The sequence below is a fragment of the Sphingomonas sp. LR59 genome, from assembly GCF_036855945.1.
Lineage (GTDB): Bacteria > Pseudomonadota > Alphaproteobacteria > Sphingomonadales > Sphingomonadaceae > Sphingomonas.
The window spans coordinates 2,253,530-2,276,174 of sequence record NZ_JASPFL010000001.1 but is presented as its reverse complement, the minus strand read 5'-3'; the positions used below and the strand labels follow the sequence as shown (position 1 = coordinate 2,276,174).

Below are 22,645 nucleotides of genomic sequence, written 5' to 3'. Positions count from 1 at the left end.
GCATCGGTCGCGATAGCGCGGGTTCATCTGCTACTTTCCTAAGGCTCCATGGTTGCTGCCTACCTTGAAACCCCGTCCAGAAATCGGCATCCCCCGGCGCATGGCCGCTTCCGTGAACATCCTCCACCTTCACTCCTCGTTCGACCTTGGCGGCAAGGAGGCGCGGGCGGTTCGGTTGATGAATGCGTTTGGGGATCGTGCCAGGCACACCATCGTATCGGGGGTGCCCGACGCGTTGAGCGCGCGCGAGTCGATCGCGAAAGGGGTGCGCTACGAGATCGCGCAGCATCCACCGCCGCTGACCGGCAAGCCCTCGGTCAAGCGGTACGAGGCGATCGCGCAGTATATGCGGCGGTTCGATCTGGTGCTGACGTATAACTGGGGCGCGATCGACGGGGCGATGGCGCGGCGCGCATTCAGCAAGGGGGCGCCGCCGCTCGTCCATCACGAGGATGGGTTCAACGCCGACGAGGCGTCCGGGCTCAAGATCGAGCGCAACATCTATCGGCGGCTGGCGCTGAGTGCGGCGCATGCGCTGGCGGTGCCCTCCGAGGTGCTCGAGGGGATCGCGCTCAATACCTGGAAGCAGCCGCGCCCGCGCGTGCACCGGATCGTCAACGGGATCGGCACGGCGTATTACGCGCAGAAGCCCGAGCCGAAGGCGATCCCGGGGTTCGTGCCCAACGCCAAGGAAATCGTGATCGGTGCGCTCGCGGGCCTGCGCGAGGTGAAGGACCTGACCGCACTGGTGCGGGCGGTCGGCGGTGTGTCGGGGCGGGTGCGGTTGGTGATCGTCGGCGAGGGGCCGGAGCGCGCGAACATCGTGCAGGCAGCCGCGGCGATGGGGATGGCGGACAAGCTGGTGCTGCCCGGATTTCTTGATCGGCCGTATCGGTATATCGGCCATTTCGACATGCTCGCGGTGTCGTCGCGGAGCGAGCAGTTCCCGATCTCGGTGGTCGAGGCAATGGCCGCGGGCCTGCCGATCGCGAGCTATCCGGTCGGCGACCTGAAGCGGATGGTCGCGCCTGAGAACCTGCCGTTCGTGACCGACATCGCCAACGAGGTTCGGTTGCGCGACGCGTTGCAGGCGCTGGTGTCCGATCCTGCGCTGCGCGCCTCGGTGGGCGCTGCGAACCAGGCCAAGGCGCGGGCGGAATTCGACGAAGCAGTTATGATCGCTCGCTATCGCGCGCTGTACGAGGATGCGCTCGGGCGCCCCGGTGCGCTGGGCGATATACTAACCTAGGTCTTAATATTGCTCGCGCGCTGCGTCCTTGCGATATAGGGGGCCGTATTTTCCGGGAGAGGTGACGTCGTGTTCAAGGGCCTGAAGCCTATCGTCTATAACGGTCGGGAAGTCTGGCCTCTGGTTGAGGGCGGCAAGGGCGTCGCCGCGACCAACCACGCGTCGGCCGGCGCCTGGGCTGCGGCCGGGGGCATCGGCACGGTCTCTGCCGTGAATGCCGACAGCTACGATCCCGACGGCAAGATCATCCCGCAGGTCTACGAAGCCCTGACGCGGCGTGCGCGCCACGAGGAACTCGTCGAATACGCGATCGAAGGCGCGGTTCAGCAGGTCGAGCGCGCGTACGAGATCGCCGACGGCAAGGGCGCGATCAACATCAACGTGCTGTGGGAAATGGGCGGCGCGCAGCGGATCCTCCACGGCGTCCTGGAGCGGACGCGCGGCAAGGTCGCCGGCGTCACCTGCGGTGCGGGCATGCCGTACAAGCTGTCCGAGATCACCGCGTCCTACGGCGTCAGCTATCTGCCGATCGTCAGCTCCGGGCGTGCGTTCCGGGCGCTGTGGAAGCGGGCGTATTCGAAGGCGGCCGAGTGGCTGGCTGCGGTGGTGTATGAGGATCCGTGGCTCGCGGGCGGGCATAACGGCCTGTCGAACGCCGAGGACCCGTTGAAGCCGCAGGACCCGTATCCGCGCGTGAAGGAACTGCGCGACGTGATGCGCGAAGGCGGCATCAGCGACGACGTGCCGATCGTGATGGCGGGCGGCGTCTGGTATCTGCGCGACTGGAACGACTGGATCGACAATCCCGAGCTCGGCACGATCGCGTTCCAGTTCGGTACGCGGCCTCTGCTGACGCGCGAGAGCCCGATCCCCGAGGGCTGGAAGAACGCGCTGACGCAGATCGAAGAAGGCGACGTGCTGCTGCACAAATTCTCCCCGACCGGGTTCTATTCGTCGGCAGTGCGCAATCCGTTCCTGCGTTCGCTCGAAGCCCGCTCGGAGCGCCAGATCGCATTCTCGACGCAGGAGGCCGGCGATCACGTGTTCCAGCTCGACGTCGGCGTGAAGGGCAAGAACTTCTGGGTCACGCGCAACGACCTGCTCCGCGCGCGGCAGTGGTTCGGCGAGGGCTATACCGATGCGCTGAAGACGCCGGACAATACGCTGGTGTTCGTGAGCCCGACCGAGAAGGGCATGATCCGCAAGGACCAGGCGGACTGCATGGGCTGCCTGTCGCAATGCTCGTTCTCGAGCTGGGCGGATACCGAGACGAACTCGACCGGGCGTCTGGCCGATCCGCGTAGCTTCTGTATCCAGAAGACGCTGCAGGACATCGCGCATGGCGGCGACATCGACCAGAATCTGATGTTCGCGGGGCATGCGGCGTATAATTTCAAGAAGGATCCGTTCTATTCGAACGGGTTCGTGCCGAGTGTCGGGCAGCTGGTCGATCGGATTTTGACGGGGGATTGAGGCGCTGTGTCCGGCGTCCGAGCCGGACGCGTCCCAAGCGGACACTTCACTCAACCCGGTATCCCCAACCCGCCCCGTCACCCCAGCGAAAGCTGGGGTATCGTCCTGAGGCTCAAGTCGCCCGCCAAACGGGGAGACCCCAGCTTTCGCTGGGGTGACGGGGCTGTAGGGGGGATAGGGCTGGAATCGCCCGAACCGCCCCGCAAACATCAGGAGCCGTAAATGACGCTACACGCTTGGTGGCTGTTCGTGGTCGCGGTGTTCCTGTTGTGCGGGACGCCGGGGCCGAACATGCTGCACGTCATGACCCGCAGCATCGCGTTTGGGGCGCGGCGCAGCGTCGCGGCGATGGCGGGGTGCCTGACCGCGCTGGTGCTCGTGCTGGCCGCGTCGGCGGCGGGCGTATCGGCGTTGCTGGCGGCGTGGCCGCGGGTGTTCGATGCACTGCGTTATGCGGGTGTCGCGTATCTGATTTTTCTCGGGATCAAGGCATGGCGCGGGGCGGGGTCGCCGATCGATCTCGGTGGCGATGCGCTGCCCGAAAGCTGGTCGGCGCGGCGCCTGTTCCGGGGCGGGTTCGCGATCGGGATTAGCAACCCGAAGCTGTTGCTGTTCGCGGCGGCGTTTTTGCCGCAGTTCGTCGACCGCGCGTCGCCGCAAGCGCCGCAGTTCGCGATCCTGGTGGTGACCTTCGCGGTGGTCGAGAGCTTCTGGTACGGCGTGTATGCAGCAGGCGGACGGACGCTTGCGAGGTCGCTGACTCGGCCTGCGCTGCGGCGCGCGTTCGACCGCGTGACGGGTGCGATCTTCGTCGGCTTCGGGCTCGCGTTGCTGCGGGTGCGAACGTAGCAACGGGGTAACATTGACGGCGATGCCATTGCCGTTTGGCGTCATTGCGCACATACTGCACGCATCGCGGCGCTTCGTACGGGCAGGCTGCGACTGAGAGATGCTTTGCGCTCCCGCTCCGAGCCGGGAATGCCGCATGACGATCTTTTCTACCAGCGCACCATGGGCGATCCGGTCATGACGACCGGTGCGGATACCGTCGTGCCGATCTCGCGCGCGGTGAACGTCAGCGTCGAGCAGCCGCAGGTCTTGGCGATGTGCAAGAAGCACGACGCGATCATCAGCGCGATTGAGACGCTGCCGTCGGGCGGCACACGCGTAGTGCTGATGAACAGTGTCGACGCCGCCAAGATCATCAAGGCGTTCGGGTCGAAGGTGCTGACCGGGACGGTCGCGCGAACGCATTGGATGCGTGCAGTCTGAGATCAAGATTGCAATCCTCCCCCGCCAGGGGGAGGTGGCTGGCCCTTGCCAGACGGAGGGGGAGGAAAGCGAAACGTGGGTTTCGTGTCCTCCCCTCCGTCACCTTCGGCTACACCTCCCCTGGCGGGGGAGGATCGAGCGTCTAGGCGGCGATAGATCAGTCGGCGACGGTGCCGACCACTGCGCCACCAGCGCCGCCAACGGCCGCACCCTTCTCGACGCTACCACCGGTCGCTGCTGCGACGCCTGCGCCACCGGCTGCACCGATGCCCGCGCCCTTGAGTGTCGAGCATGCGCTCATCGACACGGCGGATGCGATCAGCAGGGCGGAAATGGCGAACTTCTTCATGAGGATACTCCTGTCTCTCCGGGGTATCCAACAAATGCTGCACCGCGGGATCAGTTCCGAACAACTGATCCAGATTGTATTTGGGCGTTACAGCCAGCCGTCGAGTACTTGGTCGGGCGGGCGGTGGCCGTCGGCCCACATCCGGATATTTTGGATGACGCGCTCGCCCGATGCCATCCGGCCTTCGAGCGTCGCCGAGCCCATGTGCGGCAGCATCACGACGTTGGGCAGCGCGAGCAGCCGCGGATCCATCGCCGGCTCGTGCGCCCAGACGTCGAGCCCCGCGCCCGCCAGCCGCCCCGCTTCGAGTGCGTCGACCAGCGCGACCTCATCGACGATCCCGCCGCGCGCCGCATTGATCAGATACACATGCGGCCGCATCAGCGCGATCCGCCGCGCGTCGATCAAGTCGCGGCTGTCGGGGTTGAGCGGGGTGTGGATCGTCACGATGTCGACGCTGCTGAGCATATCGTCGAGCGAGGCATGGAACGTCGCCGCCAGTTGCGCCTCGCGGACCGCGGGTAGGCGGGTGCGATTGTGATAATGGATCGTCAGCCCGAACGCGCGCGCACGGAGCGCGACCGCCTGGCCGATCCGCCCCATCCCGACGATGCCGAGCGCCTTGCCGCCGATCCGGTGACCGAGCATCCCGCCCGGGCTCCAGCCGTTCCACTGGCCCGAACGTACCAGCTTCTCGCCCTCAGCCAGCCGCCGCGGGACCGACAAGATCAGCGCCATCGTCATGTCCGCGGTGTCTTCGGTGAGCACGCCCGGCGTATTGGTGACGATGATCCCGCGCGCGCGCGCCGCCTTCAGGTCGATATGGTTCACGCCCGCGCCGTAGTTCGCGATCAGCTTCAGGCGGTCGCCTGCGCCGGCGATCAGCGCGGCGTCGATGTCGTCGGTCACGGTCGGGACGAGCACGTCGCAGTCGGCCATCGCTGCCGCGAGCTGCTCGCGGTCGAGCTTGGCGTCGGCGCGGTTGTTGCGCGTGTCGAACAGCGCCTCCATCCGGTCCATCAGCGTATCGGCCAGCTCGCGCGTGACGACGACCTTGGGGTTCGGACAGCGGCGTGTGTCGGTCATCGCGACGGCTTGGCGAAGGCGCGCGCGCGCGTCAACTTGCGCCGTTCATGCCGTCGTCGCTGGGCACGTCAATGCGGTTGAGGAACGGGCGGCGTCGGGATAGGACGGGGCTCGCCATTTAGGACTCGATCATGCGCATTCTCGCCGCCGCGCTCTCCGCTCTCGCTGCCGTCGCGCTGATCCCGGACCCCGCGGTCGCCGCCGATGCGAAGAAGAGCGTGCCCTATTATGCGTCGATATCGGCGTCGCGCGCGCGGATGCGGACCGGGCCTGCGCGGACGTATCCGGCGAGCTGGCTGTATCAACGCCAGGATCTGCCGATCAAGGTCGTCGCGATCTTCAAGGAATGGCGCAAGGTCGCCGATTTCGACGGTACCGAAGGCTGGATGCAGGCCAACCTGCTCAGCGGCACGCGCACCGCGATCGTCCACGGCGCCGGGCCGGTGGAGCTGCGCGAGAAGCCCGCCGCGTCCGGCAAATTGCTGTGGCGCGCCGCACCCGGCGTGGTCGGGCGGTTGAGCCAGTGCGGCAATGGCTGGTGCCGGTTCGACGTGAAGGGGCAGGCGGGGTTCGTCGCGATCGGCGGGCTGTGGGGCGTCGAGGCGGGCGAAACGCTGCCCTGATTTGCTACGCCGGCACGCGGGTCTTCGCCTTGGCCGGGTTCGAGAACACCATCGCGTCGTCGACCGAGCCGAACTTCAACGCCATCAGATCCAGCGCGTAATTCTGGTTGAGCTTCCACGGTTTGCGTTCGCCCTGCGTCGGCAGTGCCGCGGCGGCGCGCTGGACATAGCCCGAGGTGAAGTCGAGAAACGCCTCGTTCTTCATCGTCGGGTCGTCGTTGTGCGGGGTCGCTTGGCGCAGGCCGCGCTTGGTCATCGTGTTGAGCAGGCGGCAGACGTACACCGCGGTCAGGTCGGCCTTCAGCGTCCACGACGCGTTGGTATAGCCGAAGGTCGAGGACAGGTTCGGCACGCCGTCGAACATCATCCCCTTGTACTGGAGCCGCCCGGCAAGCTCGATCGGCTTGCCGTCGAGGCTGAACGCGACTCCGCTCATCAATTGCAGCTCGAGGCCGGTAGCGGTGACGATCACGTCGGCGGGCAGGTCCTTCCCCGAATCGAGGTGGATGCCGTCGGGCGTGATCCGCGCGATCGTGTCGGTGACGATCGAGGCGGTGCCGGCATTGATCGCGGTGAACAGGTCGCCGTCGGGCACCAGGCAGACGCGCTGGTCCCACGGGTTGTAGCGCGGCGTGAAGTGCGTCGCGACGTCGTAGTCGGGGCCGAGCTGATCGCGGACCATGCCGATCATCCGCTCCTTCACGACCGCGGGCTTTTTGCGGGCCATCCGGTAGAAGAACATCCCCATCAGCACGTTCTTCCACCGCGTGATGCCGTACGCAGCCTTGGCCGGCAATTTCCCGCGGAGCCAGTTCGCCACGCCGTCCTCGCCCGGGCGCGCGACGATGTAGGTCGGCGAGCGCTGGAGCATCGTCACGTGCGCCGCAGTCTTCGCCATCGACGGGACGAGCGTCACCGCGGTCGCGCCGCTGCCGATCACGACGACTCGCTTGCCGCTATAGTCGAGGTCCTCGGGCCAGAATTGCGGGTGGACGATCTGCCCTGCAAAGCTCTCCGCGCCCTCGAACTCGGGCGAATAGGCCTTGGCGTAATTGTAATAGCCTGCGCACATCGAGAGGAAGTTGCAGGTCAGCGTGACCGGCCCGTCGGGTCCCGTAGCCTCGACCGTCCAGCGCGCGTCCTCGGTCGACCATGCCGCCGACTTCACGTGATGACCGTAGCGGATCTTCCGGTCGATGCCGTAGGCGTGCGCCGTTTCCTCGACATAGGCGCGGATCGAGGGGCCGTCGGCGATCGACTTGGCCGCGGTCCACGGGTGGAAGACGAACCCGAGCGTGTGCATGTCCGAGTCGGAGCGGATGCCGGGATAGCGGAACAGGTCCCACGTCCCGCCCATCGACTGCCGACCCTCGAGGATCATGTAGCTTCGGTCGGGGCAGCGCGTCTGGAGGTGGTAGCCGGTGCCGATCCCGGAAATGCCGGCGCCCACCACGATCACGTCGACATGTTCGGTCATGCTGCATCCTCATGCCCCCGGCGTTACGCCGTAGGTTTCATAACCGAACCTATCCTGTTGTGATGTTTACTCAATAGTCCTTTGTATATTTGACGCTCGCGCTCTGCCCGCCGCTTGATCCCGCTGCCGACAACAGGCTCAAGGCCTTGGTCAGCGCGATCTCGAGTTGGGTCGAGGTGAAGCCCTTCGCGTCGGTCACGATCTCAACATAAATGTTCTTCGTGATGTACTTGCCCGCCGCGAGGCTGGTGCCACGCCCGGTCGCCTCGTCGGCGCCGAGCACGCGCAACCGGTCGAATCCGGTCGCCGAGCGCAGCTTGCCGAGCGGATTCAGGCCGCCGCCGCCCGACCCGCGCAGCGAGTTCAGTGCGGACGCCAGCTGGATCGCCTCGGTCGCCGACAGATTGGCCGGGCTCGATCCGAACAACAGGCGGCTGAGCACTTCGTCCTGCGGCAGGACCGGGGTCGACGTGAACGCGATCTGCGGCTTCTGGCCGGTCCCGGTGACGTTGATGACGACGGTGATGTCGCTGGTCGTGGTGGTCGCCTGGATGTTGATATCCGGATCGGTCAGCGCGCCGCCACGGAAGCGGATCTGGCCCTTGTTCACTTCGAACCGCTTGCCCGAGAACGAGTAGGTGCCACGGACCACGTCCATGCCGCCGGTGACGATCGGCGCGGCGGACGTGCCGCCGATGTGCATGTCCATCTCCCATTCGGACTCAAGGCCCATGCCCGAGACGAACAGCTGGTTCGGCGCGCGGACGCGGAGGTCGAGCTTGAACTTGCCGATCGCAGGCACGTCCGAACGATCGGTCGAGACCGGCGTCCGGATGTCGCTCTTGCGGCGGACACCGGTCAGTTCGGGAACCTCGGCCTGGCCCTGGCGGATGATCTGGTAGCGGGCCTCGGGGATCTGGAGATCGCCCTGGATCAGGCCGCCATCGCGTCCGTTGGTGAGGTGAACCGTACCCGTAGTCGTGGCGCTGATCGCGTCGCTCTTGGCGAGCTGCGCATTGTTCAGCGTCGCGCGGATATCGATCGGGAAACCGCTGTCCGCCGCGAACCCGATCGTGCCCTGTGCCTGCACGGTGCCGTCGCCGGCCTTCGCGGTCAGCTGCGTCAGTTGCAGATCGGTGTTCGAGAACCGCCCGGCGATCCGCATCTGCGACAGACGCGTGCCATAGGTTTCGTTGTCGTAGGTGAGGTTGTCGGCCCGGACGACGCCGTTGAGTTGCGGTGCGGACAGGCGCCCTGAGAAGTCGGCGGCGACCGCGATCGGCCCCGACAGCTGCTGGTTAGGGATCGCGGCGAAGCTGAACAGTACTGCCGAGGGGCCGTTATAGCGGATCCCGCCGGACAGCGGCGCGGCCATCAGGCGCGTGCTCCACGAGCCACTGCCAGCCGGAAGCGGTCGCAGGTTCGCGACCATGCGGCCGATGACCGACGTTCCGCGACGGACCAGCGCACGGCCGGTCGCGCCGTCGCCGCCGAGCGTCCCGGCGAACACGATGTCGACGGGGTCGGAGACGGCGGCCAGGCCGGATCGGGTGAAGTTGGTGACGGTCACGCGTGCGTCGGCGGTCGGAAGTGCGGCCGCGTTCGCCTGCGAGAAGTCGAGGCTGCCGGTCGCCTTGCCGCCGATGCCGAGGTTCGGGACCAGGGCGGAGAGCGTCGACAGGTCGAGGCGATCGAGTCGGACCTGCGCGTTCGTGCCGCGGCCGTAGCTGCCTGCCAAACGCGCCGAGCCTCCGCCTGCGCCACCGAAGTCGATCCGGGTCGGCGACAGACGATATTCGCCCTTCACCGCATGGATACGCGCCGGGTTGACCGTGCGGAAGTCGATGCCGTTCGCCTGGCCCTGCGCGGCGACGAGGTAGTTGTTCGGGCTGAGCTTGGCATTGACGGCGAGACGGAAGGGAACGCCGTTCGAGCCGGTCAGCAACGCCTGGGCGGTGCCGTTGCCGCCGACGTAATTCACCTTCGCGCGCGCCGCCGAGAGGACGATCGCGCCATAGCGCATGTCGGCGATTTGCGCGTCGGCGACGATCTGCGGGGTCGGCGTCAGGACTGCGGTCGCGCTAACGATCGCGCGGCCGATGGTGAAGTCGACCATGCCAGGAATCTTGGCGCCGTTGGCACGCGCGTTGACGTCGGCGCGCTGATAGCCGCCCTGGTTTGCGAGGCGGACATTGCCCGTCAGGCCCTGCCCGGCAAACTGGAGCGCACCAGCAAACGGGCCCGGGGCGGTCTGCACGATCCGGCCGCGACCGGTGATCCCGGCGAACACCACGCGGCGCACATCGACTGCGAGCTGCGTGCCTGGCGTCACCAACACGTCGGCGGTGAACGGGCCATAATTGGTGCCGCCGCTCGCGGTAACGGCATAGGCGCCGCCGCGACCGACGATCCGCGCGTTGAGGTTGACGAGCCCGACGCCGACGCCGGGACGTGGAGCGCGCAGGACGACGACGGGGGCGGTCGCGCTACCCGTTACGCGGGCGGACAATGGGCCGTAGACGGTGGAATACGCGTCTGCATTGACCAGCACAGCGCCGGTCGCCGGATCGAACCGGCCTTCGCCGCGCGTGACGCGGAACTGTGGCGCGTTCATCCGAAGATTGCGGAAGGTGACGGTGCCTTCGGGGCTGTAGCCGATGTCCGAGCGGACGATCACGTTGCCGCCGAGGAAGCTGCGCGCGCCTTCGTTAAAGATCTGCGAGGTCTGCGCGACAACGCGGCCGGTGATCCCGAATCCGCCCTTGGGTCCCGGCACCAGCTTGGCGTCGGTCGTCAGGTTGACGATGCCGATGCCGTCAACGCGGTAATTGTTGACCCGCCCCTTGAGCGCGCCGGTGTAGCGGCCGGTCGCCATGTTCGCGACGACCACCGCTGTCGCATCGATCTTGTCCGAACGGATCTTGAGGTTGTCGGAGAGGACGTTGACGCCCGAGATCGCGAAGTCGCCGTCGATCGCGACGTTGGTGGCGAGCCCGCCGACCGCGGCATTGAGCCCCGTCACGCGACGTGCGCGCGCCTTGACCGGCACCAGGATGCGGTCGGAGTTCACGCGTGCGAGCCCCTCGGCGTAGAGGTTCTCGACGCCCATGTCGCCGAACGCGATCGTCGCGGCGCGGACCTTGTAGTCGACCGTCGGCGTCGCGAACGCACCATCGAGCACGACGCGCGCGGTAACGTCGCGACCACGCAGGTTCGGCAGAATCGCGCCGGGGGTCAGCAGCTTCGCGTTGACCGCGAAATTGCCGAACCGGCTGTTGGCGAGATCGATCAGACCACCGGCATCGACCGCGAGCGCGTCCGACTTCAGCGTCATCCGCGTGTCGGCCTTGCGGTCGTTGAGCGTGGTATCGATTGCGACGTCGAGCTGTGGCGACGTCAGGCGCTCGACCGGACCTTCGAGATACAGGCCGGGCCGCGTCGAGCCGCGGACTTCGATATGGCCGTTCTTCGCGGTCAAGCCGAGATTGGCGAGTTGCCCGCCGCCGAGCGTTGCGACGGCGCGCCCCTGCCACGAGGCCCAGCTGCCGCGGCCATCGACGGTCGCGGTCAACGGTGCCTTGAACGCCCCCATCGTCGAGACGACACCGCCGACCGGCGCGGTCAGCTTCAAATTGACGTCGAGCTTGTTCTGCTCGGGCACCGCGTCGAGCTTGAGCACGAGGCGGTCGCCACCGGCGATGCCAGGGCCGGTCAGCGCGGTCGCATTGGTGGTCAGCTGCGCGCGCTTGTCGGCGATGTGGACCGCGCCGTCGATCTTGATGATGTGCGTCTGGCCGGTAACCGGCTTGGCGATCAGGAAGCGATCGATCACCAGGCGATTCACGTCGATATCGAGATCGGGGAGCAGCGGCGCGTTCGGGTCCGTCGGCGTCGCGTTGAGTATCGGGCGGCGCTGCAGCGTGACCAGCGGCGTGGTCAGCGAGCGTACATCGACATGGTTCTTGGCGAACGCGAACGGGCGCCAGTCTACTGCCAGCTTCGGGCTTGTGAGGAAGACGCCCTTGGGATCGGACACGCGCACGTCGCTGAGCGTCATCGCGCCGTAGATCGAGCCATCGATCCGGCCGACCTTGATGTTCAGCCCCGACGCGGTGGTGTAGCCGCCGATCTGGTCGGCGACGAGGCGCCGGCCCGGATCGGTGTTGATCCCGAACAGCACGATCAGGACGAGCGCGACCAAGCCGACGACCAGGATCGCCAGCCATTTCAGGATGCGCTGCCACAAGGGGCGACGTTCGACGATGATCGTTTCGTGCGTCGTCTCGACGTGCGGAGTGCCGTTTTCGGCCATCAGAATGCCTGCCCGATCGAGATGTAGAGGGCGACCTTACCGTCGCCCTTGCGGGGGTTCAGCGGAGTCGCGACGTCGAACCGCATCGGGCCGAAGCTGGTGTAGAAGCGCCCGCCGATGCCCGCGCCGTAGCGCAGGGACGACAGGTTCGGCGTGCTGCTTTCATAGCTGTTGCCCGCGTCGATGAACGGCACGATGCCGTAATCACCGAACCGGTAACGCGCTTCGAGTGCAAATTCGTTGAGCGAGCGGCCGCCGACCGGGTTGCCGTTAGGATCGAACGGCCCGAGCCGCTGATAGCCATAACCGCGCACCGAACCGCCGCCGCCGCCGTAATAGCGTCGTGACGGGGCGAGATCGTCGCGGTCGACGCCCTGGATCGAGCCGGCCTTGGCGCGGCCCGCGATGACGATGCTGCTGGAGACGGGATAGTAGAACGTCCCCTCGATCATCGTGCGGATGTACGGCTTGACGGAACCCTGCACCGACGTTTCGGGGCTGAGGTTGAGCGTCAGGCGATAGCCCTTGGTCGGGTTGAGCAGACTGTCCGAGCGATCGAACTTCACCTGCCCCGGCAGCGCGACGATGCCGTAGGTGCGTCGGACGTCCTTGCCTTGCGTGAAGTCGTAGACGCTTTCGTTCGTACCGACGAGTTCGCCGCCATAGTAATAGGTCAGCGGCTTTTGCCAGATCGGCGTGGAATCGTAGCTCCAGCGAACGCCGACGCTGGTCGTGAACGCGTCATAGGCGTCGTAATTCGAATGGTTCGCGCCCGCGGTCAGGCTGAACGTCTTGTCGCGCTTGCCCGCGTTGGCGCGGCGGAACGTGCCGGACACGCCCTGCTCTTGCGTCCCTGCGATCACCGAGGCGATCAGCGCGCCCTCATACGGGAACAGGTTGCGGTGCTGCCACGTGCCCTCCGCGCGGAAGCCCTGCCCGGTCGAATAGCCGACATTGCCGCCGAGTGAGCGCGGCTTGCCTTCGCTCTGCCGCACCAGCAGGTCGACCTGCTCGGTACCGTCGGGATTGATCGTGCCGGTGCGGACCGGCTCGACCGACACCGTCGCGAACAGCGACGTCGCGACCAGCGCATCGCGCAGATCGTCGGTCATCCGGTTGTCGTAGAGTTCGCCCGCCTTGAACCGCGGGAACAGGTTCAGATGCTCGAGGTTGAAGACCGGATCGCCCTCGGTGCGAAGCTGCCCGAACGACGAGCGCGGGCCGGTATCGACGGGCAGCGTGTACGCGCCGGTCGGGGTCTGGTCGTCGAGCAGGATGTCGCGCTCGCCGACCTTGACGAACGGATAGCCCTGCTGCGGCAGCGTCAGGCTGACATTTGCCTCAGCGCCCTGGATCCGTGCGGCTTCGATCGGATCGCCGACCTTCAGCGGCAACTGCGTACGTACGAGATCGGGCGGGGTCGTCGCGTCCGCCTTCACGGTGATCGACGACAGCGAATAGAGCCGGCCGGGTTGCGCGCTGACGGTCGCCTTCAGCCGCGCGGGCTTGGTCGTGTCGGCGTCGGGGATCGTCTCGATCGTCGAGATCGCGGTCGCGTCGTAATAGCCGAGCGACTTCAGCAGCCGCACCGCCAGCGCTTCGTCCTCACGCGCGCGCGCCGCGACCTGCGTGGCGTTCGCCGCCTTGCCCTTGCCCTCTGCTAGTGCGGACAGGGCCTTGTATTCGCCTTCGAGCCCGTCGCCCGCCTTGTCGAGACCCTTGGTCGCGGTCTCGTACCGAATGTCCGGGGCGTCCTTGTCCTTGATATCCGCGGCTGTCTGGAGCGGGGTCGTGTCGAAGCTCGACAGCGGGGTCAGCGGCTGCGCGAGTTGTGGATCGCTCGGGCCGGTCGGCGGCAGGACGTCGCCCGCCAGCGTGGTCGCGGAGGTCGTTGCGGTAGCGGGTGTCGCCTGTGCCTGGGTGGGTGCTTGCGTCGACGGAGCAGGCAGCGGCGTCATCGCTTCCAATGGCGCGTTCAGGTCGCCGCTCAACGGCGGCAGCGCGCTGTCGAACTCGGCATCGGGAACGATCGGCGCGTCCGAACGCGGATCGTTCGACTGCGGCTGGTCGCTAGGCTTGGGCGCATCGGGACCCTTGGCGGGGGCGGTGCCCGGCTTCACCAATTGCGCGGAACCGATGCCCGCAAACCCCGTTGTCGACGCTACCAACGCGAGAGCGAGCCAATGATGCCGGCTGTTCGAAGCTGTCACACGATCCCCTTTACGGACGGCAATCGTGTACGATTCACCCCCATCTTCGTCCACGTAACGCACGGAGGACGGCTTGGTTTCACCAGAATTCAGATCAGACACAGCCGATAAGGCCACCGACCGGCATGACGACGGTATCGCGGCCGGGGCGGTCGATCCGTAGCGTCGCGGAGGTCACGGTCGCGCCCGCCGAGATGTCGGCGCGGACCGCGACCGCCATGTCGAGCGTCGCGGTCACGTCACCGCCGCGATACTGGGTCACGCCGCCGAAGCCGAAGCCGATCGCGGGCGACTGGGTCGCCATCGCGTAATCTGTCGTCTTGCCGTCGATCGTCAGCCGGATCTGCGCGGGATCGGCGGTCGCCATCGCGACGAGCTGCCGGGCGGCGTCCATGCTCCACAGATACGCGGCGCATCCTTTGGCGGGGAGCTTCTGCTTGCCGATCGCGCCGAGCGGTCCCGGACCGGGATTTGCCGCTACTGACGGGGCCGCGGCTTGCAGCGCGAGCATAAGAGCGAGCGATATCATGGCGTCAGGCCTATCATGAACAGCCAGGCGGGATAACCCGCGATCGCCAGCAACGCGCCGAATGGAAGCGCGGTGTCCGCCGCCATGGTGCGTCCCTTGAGATGCGCGGCGAGGACGACGCCGAGGCCGATCATGCTGGCGATCAGCAGGACGGCGGGCAACATCTGCCACCCGAGCCACAGTCCGATCGCGCCGAAGAGCTTGGGATCGCCGCCGCCCATGCCGTCGCGGCCGCGGATGCGTCGATAGCCGAACGCGACCAGCCACAGCGTGGCGAACCCGGCTAGTCCGCCGATCAGGCGCTCCGAAAGTGGCGGATCAATGCCGAGCGCCGCGCTCACCAATCCGGTGGTGGCAAGCAGCAGGGTCAGTCGATCGGGTAGCCAAAAGGCGACGAGATCGAGGCTGGCGAGCGCGAGTAGCAGCCAGCCGAAGGTCGCGCCCGCAAGCCCGACTGGTCCGGGTACGACGAGCCCCGCCGCGACACCGATCGCGAGGCCAGCCAGCTCGATCCGCCAGTGGACGGGGCTGATCGGTGTGCGGCACGAACGACAGCGTCCTCGCAGGACGAGCGCACTGAGCAGCGGCATGAGGTCGATCGCGCGTAACGTTCTCCCGCACGCATCGCACGCCGAACGGCCCTGCATCACCGAACGCCCATCGGGCCAGCGCGTCACCAGCGCCGCGACGAAACTGCCGATGATCGCCCCGAGCACCCCCAGCAACACCGCCCAGAACGCGGCCTCAGACACCCGTTTTTCGCACCAGGTAGCGATACACGCCGAGGAGGTTGATCCCGAACAACACGATGTTCTGCGTGCCCAGCGCCCAGTCCCCGGTCAAGGCCGCACCGCTCAGCCAGGCGATCGACGAGCCGACGAACAGCACGAACCCCCATCCCGTCACGCGCCGCCCGAAATCCAGCGAAACCATAAATGCGGCGATCACCCCCGACGCGGCGGCACACCATTTGAGCGTCGTGATGAGTGTTTCCATGACGGGAGGTCTAGGCGCATCCCGCGGTGCTTTGTATTGCCGCACATCAACCCCAGATACGGGGGCAGAAGAATACATGGAGAGTGAAGTGGCCGCCGATCGAGATCCCATCGTCATCCTGTCCTACGCGCGCACGCCGATGGGATCGTTCCAGGGCGCGCTTGCCGGTGCGACAGCTACTCAGCTTGGCGCCGACGCCGTGCGCGGGGCGGTCGAGCGGTCGGGCGTTTCGGCGGCCGAGATCGAGCGGATCTACATGGGCTGCGTGCTTCCCGCCGGGCTCGGCCAGGCGCCAGCGCGGCAGGCGGCGATCAATGCCGGGCTGGGCGATCATGTCGAGGCGACGACCGTCAACAAGATGTGTGGATCGGGGATGCAGGCGGCGATCCTGGCGGCGGATGCGCTGGCGGCCGGGTCGGTCGACCTGCTCGTCGCGGGCGGCATGGAGAGCATGACCAACGCGCCGTACCTCTCGAAAGCCACCGCGGCGGCGCGCGGATCGGCCATGACCGGATGTACGATCACATGTATCTCGACGGGCTCGAGGATGCGTACGAACCCGGCAAGCTGATGGGCAATTTCGCCGAGGACACCGCGCACGAATATCAGTTCACGCGCAAGCAGATGGACGACTACGCGATCGAGTCGCTCCACCGCGCGCAGGCCGCGCAGAAGTCCGGCGCGTTCGACCGCGAGATCGTCTCCGTCGATATCGCCGGGCGCAAGGGCACGACCACGGTCTCACTCGACGAGCAGCCGGCCAAGGGCGACGTCGCCAAGATCCCGACGCTGAAGCCCGCCTTCTCGAAGGAGGGCACGATCACCGCCGCCAATGCCTCGTCGATCTCCGACGGTGCCGCCGCGCTGGTGATGACGCGGGCGAGCGTCGCGGAACGGCTCGGCATCACGCCGATCGCGCGCGTCGTGGCGCATGCCGCGCATGCCCACGCACCGGCGTTGTTCACGACCGCGCCGGTGTTCGCGATGCGGAAAGCGATGGAGAAGGCTGGCTGGTCTGCGTCGGACATCGACCTGTTCGAGGTGAACGAGGCGTTTGCCGTCGTCGCGATGATCGCGATGCGCGACCTCGGGCTGCCGCATGACAAGGTGAACATCCACGGCGGCGCCTGCGCGCTCGGCCACCCGATCGGCGCGAGCGGTGCGCGGATCCTCGCGACGTTGCTGTCGGCGCTTGAGACCACGGGTCAGAAGCGCGGGCTGGCGTCGCTCTGCATCGGCGGCGGCGAAGCGACTGCGATGGCGGTGGAGTTGATGCGCTAAGTCGCGAAGGGGAGGGCGTCCGTCCGGGCGCTCTTCTCCGCCGTGGCGAGGGGCCGGCGTAATTTCCGTCGCATCTGCGCGGATCATGCCCGCGTTTCATTTTTCTATGACCGATTAGCGACGGCGCTTTGCCTCTAGCAGGCACTCCGTCCGTCTTATGCAGGCCGGATCGACTCCGTCGATCTTGGTCGAGCGCTAGACCTGAGCGGCGCGCCCCGCGGTCGAGGCGCCATGCCATTGTTACAGCAGTGTTACTGCCGGATCAGCATCCCGCATGCCCTCTGCAAGCAACGTGTCATTCCACGCTCTGCACTAGTCGTCACCCGTGAAGTGTCGGCCCGATCAACGTGCTCGCCGCATATGGGCGGACAGCGTTGGTCGAGCCGACGTCGGCATTCACCAGGGGCGAATGCCGCTGTAGATCAGCGAGATGATGAGATTCAGCATGTTTTATGCTCCCTTATTGACACCCAACCGGGTGCAATTTCTGCATAATGGATAACAAAACGTTAAACAATCATTTTTGTAAATTGTTAACCATGATTTGCCGTGAGTGGGCGGCGTTCTACTTAAGACTATGTTTATGCGTGTCGGATATCCGTTAGGCATGAGGCAGTTTCCGCAGTCGCACTTCGTAAACGGCGCATCGCAGAGCGAATCGGCCGCCTTGTCCGGGTCGGTGACGATGACGGGGGTGGGCGGCGTCTCGACGATTCTGCCGCGCCCCGTCGCCTGGCAGTTCCTGATTTTGGCGGAGATCGAGAATTTCGGCGTTCTGCGTCGACATCTTGGGCGACCCCGTGCCGATACGATGATCGTCGATGTCGCGGCACGGATCGGTACGGTTCTGTCGGATGCACGGATCGTCATCGCCGGTCGCGACATGATTGAGATCGCTTTCGAGAGTGAGGCGCGTCTAGCGCTCGACGTGGCGATTGCCGCTCTCGAAGCGGCGCTGGATCAGCCCTTCGATATCGATGGCGAGTCGCACAGGATCCACGTCCAGTTCGGGGCGGCGGCCGGGGCGACGATCGGCGATCGCGACGAGGTTCACCTGATCGAGGAAGCCGAGCGCGCCTTGGCCGATGCGCGCAGCGAGCGGGTGGCGGTCGCACGCGACGTGAACGCCGGCGCGGCGTCGATCGACCGGGCGCAACTGGCAAGCGACCTGACGATCGCGATCGATACCGAAGAACTGTTTCTCCAGTATCAGCCTAAGGTTCATCTCAGGCGGCAGGAGATCACCAGCGTCGAGGCGCTGGTTCGCTGGAAGCATGCGACCAGGGGCTGGTCCTGCCGGGCGATTTCATCCCGATCGCGGAGGAATCGCGGGACATCATCGCGCTGACCTTGTGGACCATCCGCCGTTCCATTCGCGACCAGAAGACGCTGGTCGCACATGGTCATGACCTGCGGATATTCATCAATATCGCGGGTGTCCTGCTGGCCGACGCGCGGTTCGTCCGAACCGTTTGCGCGCTGGTCGAGGCCAGCGGCGCGAGACTTGGCTTCGAGATCACCGAGACGTCGGTCATTCGCGATCCCGAAAGCGCGATCGCAAACCTCAAGATCTTTGCCGACATCGGGATCGTTATCGCGATCGACGATTATGGCGCCGGCCTGTCGTCGCTGGCCTATCTGAAGCAGTTGCCGGCGCGCGAACTGAAGATCGACAAGCTGTTCGTTACGCAACTCACGAGTTCGAACCGCGACCCGCTGATCGTCCGGTCGACGATCGATCTAGCGCATGCACTCGAGATGGAAGTGGTTGCCGAAGGCGTCGAGACGCAGGCGGCGATGGCGCTGTTGTCCGTCATGGGGTGCGACATGATCCAGGGTTTCCTGATCAGCCGCCCGATCAATCTCGACGCGCTGATCCACTTCCTGGCAGACGAAAAGCACCTTGCCATTGCGGCGGACGTGCGTGCGCCGTTCAACCGTCTTGCAACCGTGTGGAAGCGCGGTTGAGCAGGCGTGCGGCCTTATGGATCGGAATGGCCGCCAATGTCCTGCTGTTCGGCCTTGGAGTTGGCCAGCCCTGTGAAGCACAGACCGCGAAAGTGTCGGCTGAGGCTCGGTTCGATCAGACGATAGCCGACGCCAAAGGCGCGATGTTGATTGATTCGGAGGCAGCCCGATCAAAGGCCGCTGCCGCAGAGACTATCGCCGCATCGATCCGCAATCCCGGAACTCGCGAGATTTCGATCGCCACGGCCCAGTGGTTGCAAGGCGAAGCGTATCTCCGAACCGGAAATCCGGAAAAAGCGCGAATATTGATCGGCGGCGCGTTGGCGAAGGCGGCTGCGAGTGCCCCGCAATCCAAGCTGTATGCAGACATATTGCTATCGCGTGGCGGCGCCGAAAGTAGCCAAGGACGCGCTGGAGCGGCGTTGACCGATTATCAGACGGCGTTTTCTCGCTACCGGAAAATGGGTGATAATCGCGGACAGGCAATGGCGCTGATTTTTATCGCGTGGTTGTACACCGAGGCGATGGATCAAAATACCGCGCTCAAATATTACCAGCAGGCCATCGAAATATATAAGACCGATCCAAGTCTGTCAGTATCCGTCTATAATAATCGGGCGACGGCGTTTGGTGAGTTAAAACAATACAAGCAGGCTCTAGTAGAATTCAAAATAGCATTATCACTGGCAAAGGAGTTGAAAAGTGCTCCTTTGGTCGCTCAGATATATGCGAACCTTGCCCTGCTTCAATTGTCGTCGGGAAATCTGACTGGCGCGGAACAGGCAATTCGGGAAGGCCTGCTGTTGACGGCCGACCGTGAGACGTCCGGACTGAGGGCGGGCATCATTGCAATTTCGGCACAGCTGGCACTGCAACGCGGACAAATTCCGCGTGCCGTAACACTTATCACTAAGGCGCTGGCGGATCTTGGGCCCGAGGGAACAAGCATATCGCCCAAGGACATTCATCAGACTGCGTATGACGTGTTTCTGGCGGCGAACGATCCGAAGTCGGCGCTTGTCCATCTGCAGGCGGTCAAGCGGATCGACGACGATGCGACGAAAGTCGCGACCAGTACCAAGTCGGCGCTGATGGCGGCGCGGTTCGATTTCGCGAACCAGGAATTGAAGATCAGCCAGTTGCGCGCCGACGAACTGCGGCGCGGCATCGCGTTCGAACGCGCACGGGTGCAGACCCAGCGCTATGTCTTCATGGGTATCTCGGCGGCGGTCGCGATCGTGATCGCGTTGCTGGCGATCGGCCTGTTCACGATCCGCCGCAGTCGCAATCTGGTCCGTGCGGCGAATGCGGATCTGGCGATCACCAACGGTGCGCTTGGCAAGGCGCTCGCGGCCAAGACGGAGTTCCTTGCAACCACCAGCCATGAGATCCGCACGCCGCTCAACGGTATTCTCGGTATGACCCAGGTCATGCTGGCCGACGCCAAATTATCGCCGTTGCTGCGCGATCGGCTGGGTGTCGTGCACGATGCCGGCCTGACCATGCGCGCATTGGTCGACGATATTCTCGACGTCGCGAAGATGGAGGCTGGCAACCTGACGATCGAGGCGGCGCCGTTCGATCTGTGTGCGACGGTGATGGACGCGACGCGGATGTGGGAGGAGCAGGCGCACAGCAAGGGCCTGACGTTCGAGATCGCGCTCAACGGCTGCCCCGCGATGATCATCGGCGACGCGGTGCGGATCCGGCAGATCGTCTTCAACTTGCTGTCCAATGCGCTGAAATTCACCAAGCGTGGCCGCGTCGTGCTCGCCGTCGAGGTTGCCGAGGACGGTCGGTTGAGGATCGCGGTCACCGACTCCGGGATCGGCATCCCTGCCGACAAGCTCGAACAGATTTTCGAGTCCTTTGCGCAGGCCGATGCCGGCACCACCCGTCAGTTTGGTGGGACCGGGCTGGGATTGGCGATCTGTCGCAACCTCGCACGGGCGATGGGCGGCGATGTCCTGGTCGCCAGCGTCGAGGGGCAGGGCACGACCTTCACGCTGGTCCTGCCGTTCGTCCGTGCCGCCACGGTCGCGCCGGTCGTCGTTCCGGTCGCGATCGGTACCGCGGTTACCTTGGTCGTCGATCGCAATCCGATCACGCGCAGCATGTTCAAGACCCTGCTGGCCCCGCGTGCCGGAACGATCGCGTTTGCGGGATCGGCCGACGCCGCCGTGGAGCGGTTGGCGGAAGGTCCGATCGCGCACGTCCTGATCGACGATGCGACGGTCCGCCTCGGCGAAGACCCGCTCGCCGATCTGCGTATCATCGCGCAGGCGGCACGGTCAGCCGGCGCGGAAACGAGTCTGCTATGGCCTGTATCATCCGCGCGGGAGCACGACGAATTGCTTGCGACCGGGGTGACCAGGGTCATCGCAAAGCCGGTCAGCGGCGCGGCTTTGGTGCGCGCGATCTATGGCGAGTCGCCCCCGCAGGACCTCGAACATCCCGTCCTTGTGTCGAACGCCGCATAAAGCGTAGATGCACGATTATGTCCGCCGTAATTCCCTCGCAAGTGCTGCTGTCGACGAGGCGATGGTGAACGTTCTCTTCATCGAGGACGACCGGATGAACCGACGTGTCGTGAAGGACATGCTCGATGTCGCCGGCGTGACGATGGTGGAAGCGGAAAGCGCCGAACGCGGCCTGGAAATCATCGACGAGCAGGACTTCGCGATGATCTTGGTCGATCTGCGGATGCCCGGCATGGACGGCGTGACCGCGATCAAACACATTCGCGCGCGGAACGATGCCAAGGGCCGCGTGCCGATCATCGTCGTGACGGCAGACATCGCCCCCGATCTTCGCCAGCGCTGCCTCGTCGCCGGCGCGGATGACGTGATCTTCAAACCGGTGGCGATGGATTCGCTGTTCGACGCGATGGGCCGGATTTTAGCGCGCGATGCCGAAGGCGAAGGGATGATCGGCTAGCTAGCCTCGAGGCTTCAGCGCGTCCGTCATCGAGGTGGTCGCGCTGCCCCGTCGTGCCGGCTTTGGCTGCGACGGGTCGGGGGACCAGCCGGTCAGGAAGACGATCTGGAACGTCTCGTGCGTCCGGCCGCGGTCGTCGGCGGCATCCCCGAATGCGGCCAGCGTCCGCCCGAAGATTTCACGCGACATCGGTTGGCGCTGCTTGAGCATGTTGCTTGCTGCCATCCCGCGCAGATCGCCCAGTATTCGTCCGAGATCGCGGTAGCCGACATCGAGCGTCTCGACATCCGCGACCGGCAACGCAAAGCCGGCGCGCATCAGCAGGTCGCCGGCGGAGCGGACGTCGATCTGAGGATGTAAGCGCGCCGCTGGCCGGTCGGCCTCGGCGACGCGGAGTGCGGCGCGCAAGGCAGGCAGGCTGCCGGCGCCGACGAACGCGCCAAGGAAGAGACCGTCGGGGCGCAGTACGCGCCGGATCAGCGACAACGCGCCGGGCAGGTCGTCGACCTGGTCGAGGACGCCCGCGCTCACGACAAGGTCGAAGCTGGCATCGGCGAACGGCAGCCGGTCTTCATCGGCCTGCACGCCGTTTGCATTGGCGGCAAAGGCATAGCCTGGATCGCACCGCGCGATCCGCGCACCGATCGGCGCCGGAAACGCGGCATCGAGAACAGCCGAGATCGAGGATATCGGCGAACGACCGCGTGACGGCCTCCAGCCGCTCCGCAATCCCGTCGAGCATCGTCGCGCGGAGAAAGTCGTGCTCGGCATAGTCGGGCGCAGCGCGATCGCGGCGGTGGCGCCGCGCGGCGCGGTCGAAGATTTCGGGGGCTTGATCGGACACGGGGCGCTTGTGCCGCGCACCGGCATCGCCGACAAGGGG

17 protein-coding genes and 3 pseudogenes are annotated in these 22,645 nt (G+C 65.7%); 11 read left to right on the top strand and 9 right to left on the bottom strand.

Annotated elements, in window-relative coordinates; all coding sequences use genetic code 11:
* The first annotated feature begins 100 nt into the window (after positions 1 to 100).
* From QP164_RS10520 to QP164_RS10505, 4 genes are all read left to right on the top strand, one after another.
* Positions 101 to 1,249 carry a glycosyltransferase gene (locus tag QP164_RS10520; protein ID WP_333923090.1) on the top strand — a complete coding sequence of 383 codons (1,149 nt, stop codon included), beginning with the start codon at positions 101 to 103 and terminating at the stop codon, positions 1,247 to 1,249.
* Positions 1,250 to 1,318: 69 nt separating this feature from the next.
* Complete coding sequence (locus QP164_RS10515; RefSeq protein ID WP_132895286.1) at positions 1,319 to 2,722, top strand: NAD(P)H-dependent flavin oxidoreductase; 1,404 nt, start codon at positions 1,319 to 1,321, stop codon at positions 2,720 to 2,722.
* A gap of 222 nt (positions 2,723 to 2,944) precedes the next feature.
* Positions 2,945 to 3,571, top strand: coding sequence for a LysE family translocator (locus QP164_RS10510; RefSeq protein WP_333923089.1), 627 nt, complete (start codon positions 2,945 to 2,947; stop codon positions 3,569 to 3,571).
* Between the two features lie 129 nt (positions 3,572 to 3,700).
* Positions 3,701 to 3,994, top strand: coding sequence for a hypothetical protein (locus QP164_RS10505; RefSeq protein ID WP_132895284.1), 294 nt, complete (start codon positions 3,701 to 3,703; stop codon positions 3,992 to 3,994).
* 157 nt (positions 3,995 to 4,151) lie between these two features.
* Here the strand turns inward: QP164_RS10505 and QP164_RS10500 are convergent, their stop codons facing one another.
* Together QP164_RS10500 and QP164_RS10495 are read right to left on the bottom strand one after the other, a co-directional pair.
* Positions 4,152 to 4,343 (bottom strand): hypothetical protein, encoded by a 192-nt coding sequence (locus tag QP164_RS10500; RefSeq protein ID WP_332754574.1) that lies wholly within the window; start codon positions 4,341 to 4,343, stop codon positions 4,152 to 4,154.
* Positions 4,344 to 4,430: 87 nt separating this feature from the next.
* Positions 4,431 to 5,429, bottom strand: a complete 999-nt coding sequence (locus QP164_RS10495; protein ID WP_333923088.1) for a 2-hydroxyacid dehydrogenase — start codon at positions 5,427 to 5,429, stop codon at positions 4,431 to 4,433.
* Positions 5,430 to 5,560: 131 nt separating this feature from the next.
* Between QP164_RS10495 and QP164_RS10490 the strand changes: the two genes are divergently transcribed.
* The gene (locus QP164_RS10490) at positions 5,561 to 6,052 is read left to right on the top strand and encodes an SH3 domain-containing protein (RefSeq protein ID WP_333923087.1); all 492 of its coding nucleotides are present in this window, start codon (positions 5,561 to 5,563) and stop codon (positions 6,050 to 6,052) included.
* 4 nt (positions 6,053 to 6,056) lie between these two features.
* Here QP164_RS10490 and QP164_RS10485 read toward each other — a convergent pair whose 3' ends face one another.
* The 6 genes from QP164_RS10485 to QP164_RS10460 all read right to left on the bottom strand — a co-directional run bounded on the left by QP164_RS10485 (position 6,057) and on the right by QP164_RS10460 (position 15,576).
* Positions 6,057 to 7,529, bottom strand: a complete 1,473-nt coding sequence (locus QP164_RS10485; protein ID WP_333923086.1) for a flavin-containing monooxygenase — start codon at positions 7,527 to 7,529, stop codon at positions 6,057 to 6,059.
* 70 nt (positions 7,530 to 7,599) lie between these two features.
* A complete protein-coding gene (locus QP164_RS10480; protein WP_333923085.1) occupies positions 7,600 to 11,841 on the bottom strand; it encodes a translocation/assembly module TamB domain-containing protein in 4,242 nt (1,413 codons plus the stop codon).
* Positions 11,841 to 14,051, bottom strand: coding sequence for an autotransporter assembly complex protein TamA (locus QP164_RS10475; protein WP_333923084.1), 2,211 nt, complete (start codon positions 14,049 to 14,051; stop codon positions 11,841 to 11,843). The genes QP164_RS10480 and QP164_RS10475 overlap by 1 nt, the downstream gene beginning before the upstream one ends.
* 94 nt (positions 14,052 to 14,145) lie before the next feature.
* Positions 14,146 to 14,580, bottom strand: a complete 435-nt coding sequence (locus tag QP164_RS10470) for a hypothetical protein (protein ID WP_132895278.1) — start codon at positions 14,578 to 14,580, stop codon at positions 14,146 to 14,148.
* On the bottom strand, positions 14,577 to 15,332 hold the full coding sequence (locus tag QP164_RS10465) for a prepilin peptidase (protein ID WP_333923083.1): 756 nt from the start codon (positions 15,330 to 15,332) through the stop codon (positions 14,577 to 14,579). The genes QP164_RS10470 and QP164_RS10465 overlap by 4 nt, the downstream gene beginning before the upstream one ends.
* Positions 15,325 to 15,576: a hypothetical protein gene (locus QP164_RS10460; protein WP_055879041.1), complete on the bottom strand. Its 252-nt coding sequence runs from the start codon at positions 15,574 to 15,576 to the stop codon at positions 15,325 to 15,327. The genes QP164_RS10465 and QP164_RS10460 overlap by 8 nt, the downstream gene beginning before the upstream one ends.
* A gap of 76 nt (positions 15,577 to 15,652) precedes the next feature.
* Here QP164_RS10460 and QP164_RS10455 point away from each other — a divergent pair.
* The 6 genes and pseudogenes from QP164_RS10455 (at position 15,653) to QP164_RS10430 (ending at position 21,762) form a co-directional block, all read left to right on the top strand.
* Positions 15,653 to 16,857, top strand: a pseudogene (locus QP164_RS10455) (acetyl-CoA C-acyltransferase).
* Between the two features lie 607 nt (positions 16,858 to 17,464).
* Complete coding sequence (locus QP164_RS10450; RefSeq protein ID WP_333923082.1) at positions 17,465 to 18,205, top strand: diguanylate cyclase domain-containing protein; 741 nt, start codon at positions 17,465 to 17,467, stop codon at positions 18,203 to 18,205.
* Positions 18,124 to 18,825, top strand: coding sequence for an EAL domain-containing protein (locus QP164_RS10445; protein ID WP_333924234.1), 702 nt, complete (start codon positions 18,124 to 18,126; stop codon positions 18,823 to 18,825). Before QP164_RS10450 ends, QP164_RS10445 begins: the two co-directional genes overlap by 82 nt.
* A 26-nt stretch (positions 18,826 to 18,851) precedes the next feature.
* Positions 18,852 to 19,607 (top strand): annotated as a pseudogene (locus QP164_RS10440) (tetratricopeptide repeat protein); the annotation flags it as partial.
* 21 nt (positions 19,608 to 19,628) lie between these two features.
* Positions 19,629 to 21,305, top strand: coding sequence for an ATP-binding response regulator (locus QP164_RS10435; RefSeq protein WP_333924233.1), 1,677 nt, complete (start codon positions 19,629 to 19,631; stop codon positions 21,303 to 21,305).
* Between the two features lie 64 nt (positions 21,306 to 21,369).
* On the top strand, positions 21,370 to 21,762 hold the full coding sequence (locus tag QP164_RS10430; protein ID WP_333923081.1) for a response regulator: 393 nt from the start codon (positions 21,370 to 21,372) through the stop codon (positions 21,760 to 21,762).
* On the opposite strand, the pseudogene QP164_RS10425 reads toward QP164_RS10430, so the two are convergent.
* Positions 21,763 to 22,606 (bottom strand): annotated as a pseudogene (locus tag QP164_RS10425) (class I SAM-dependent methyltransferase).
* Positions 22,607 to 22,645 lie beyond the last annotated feature (39 nt).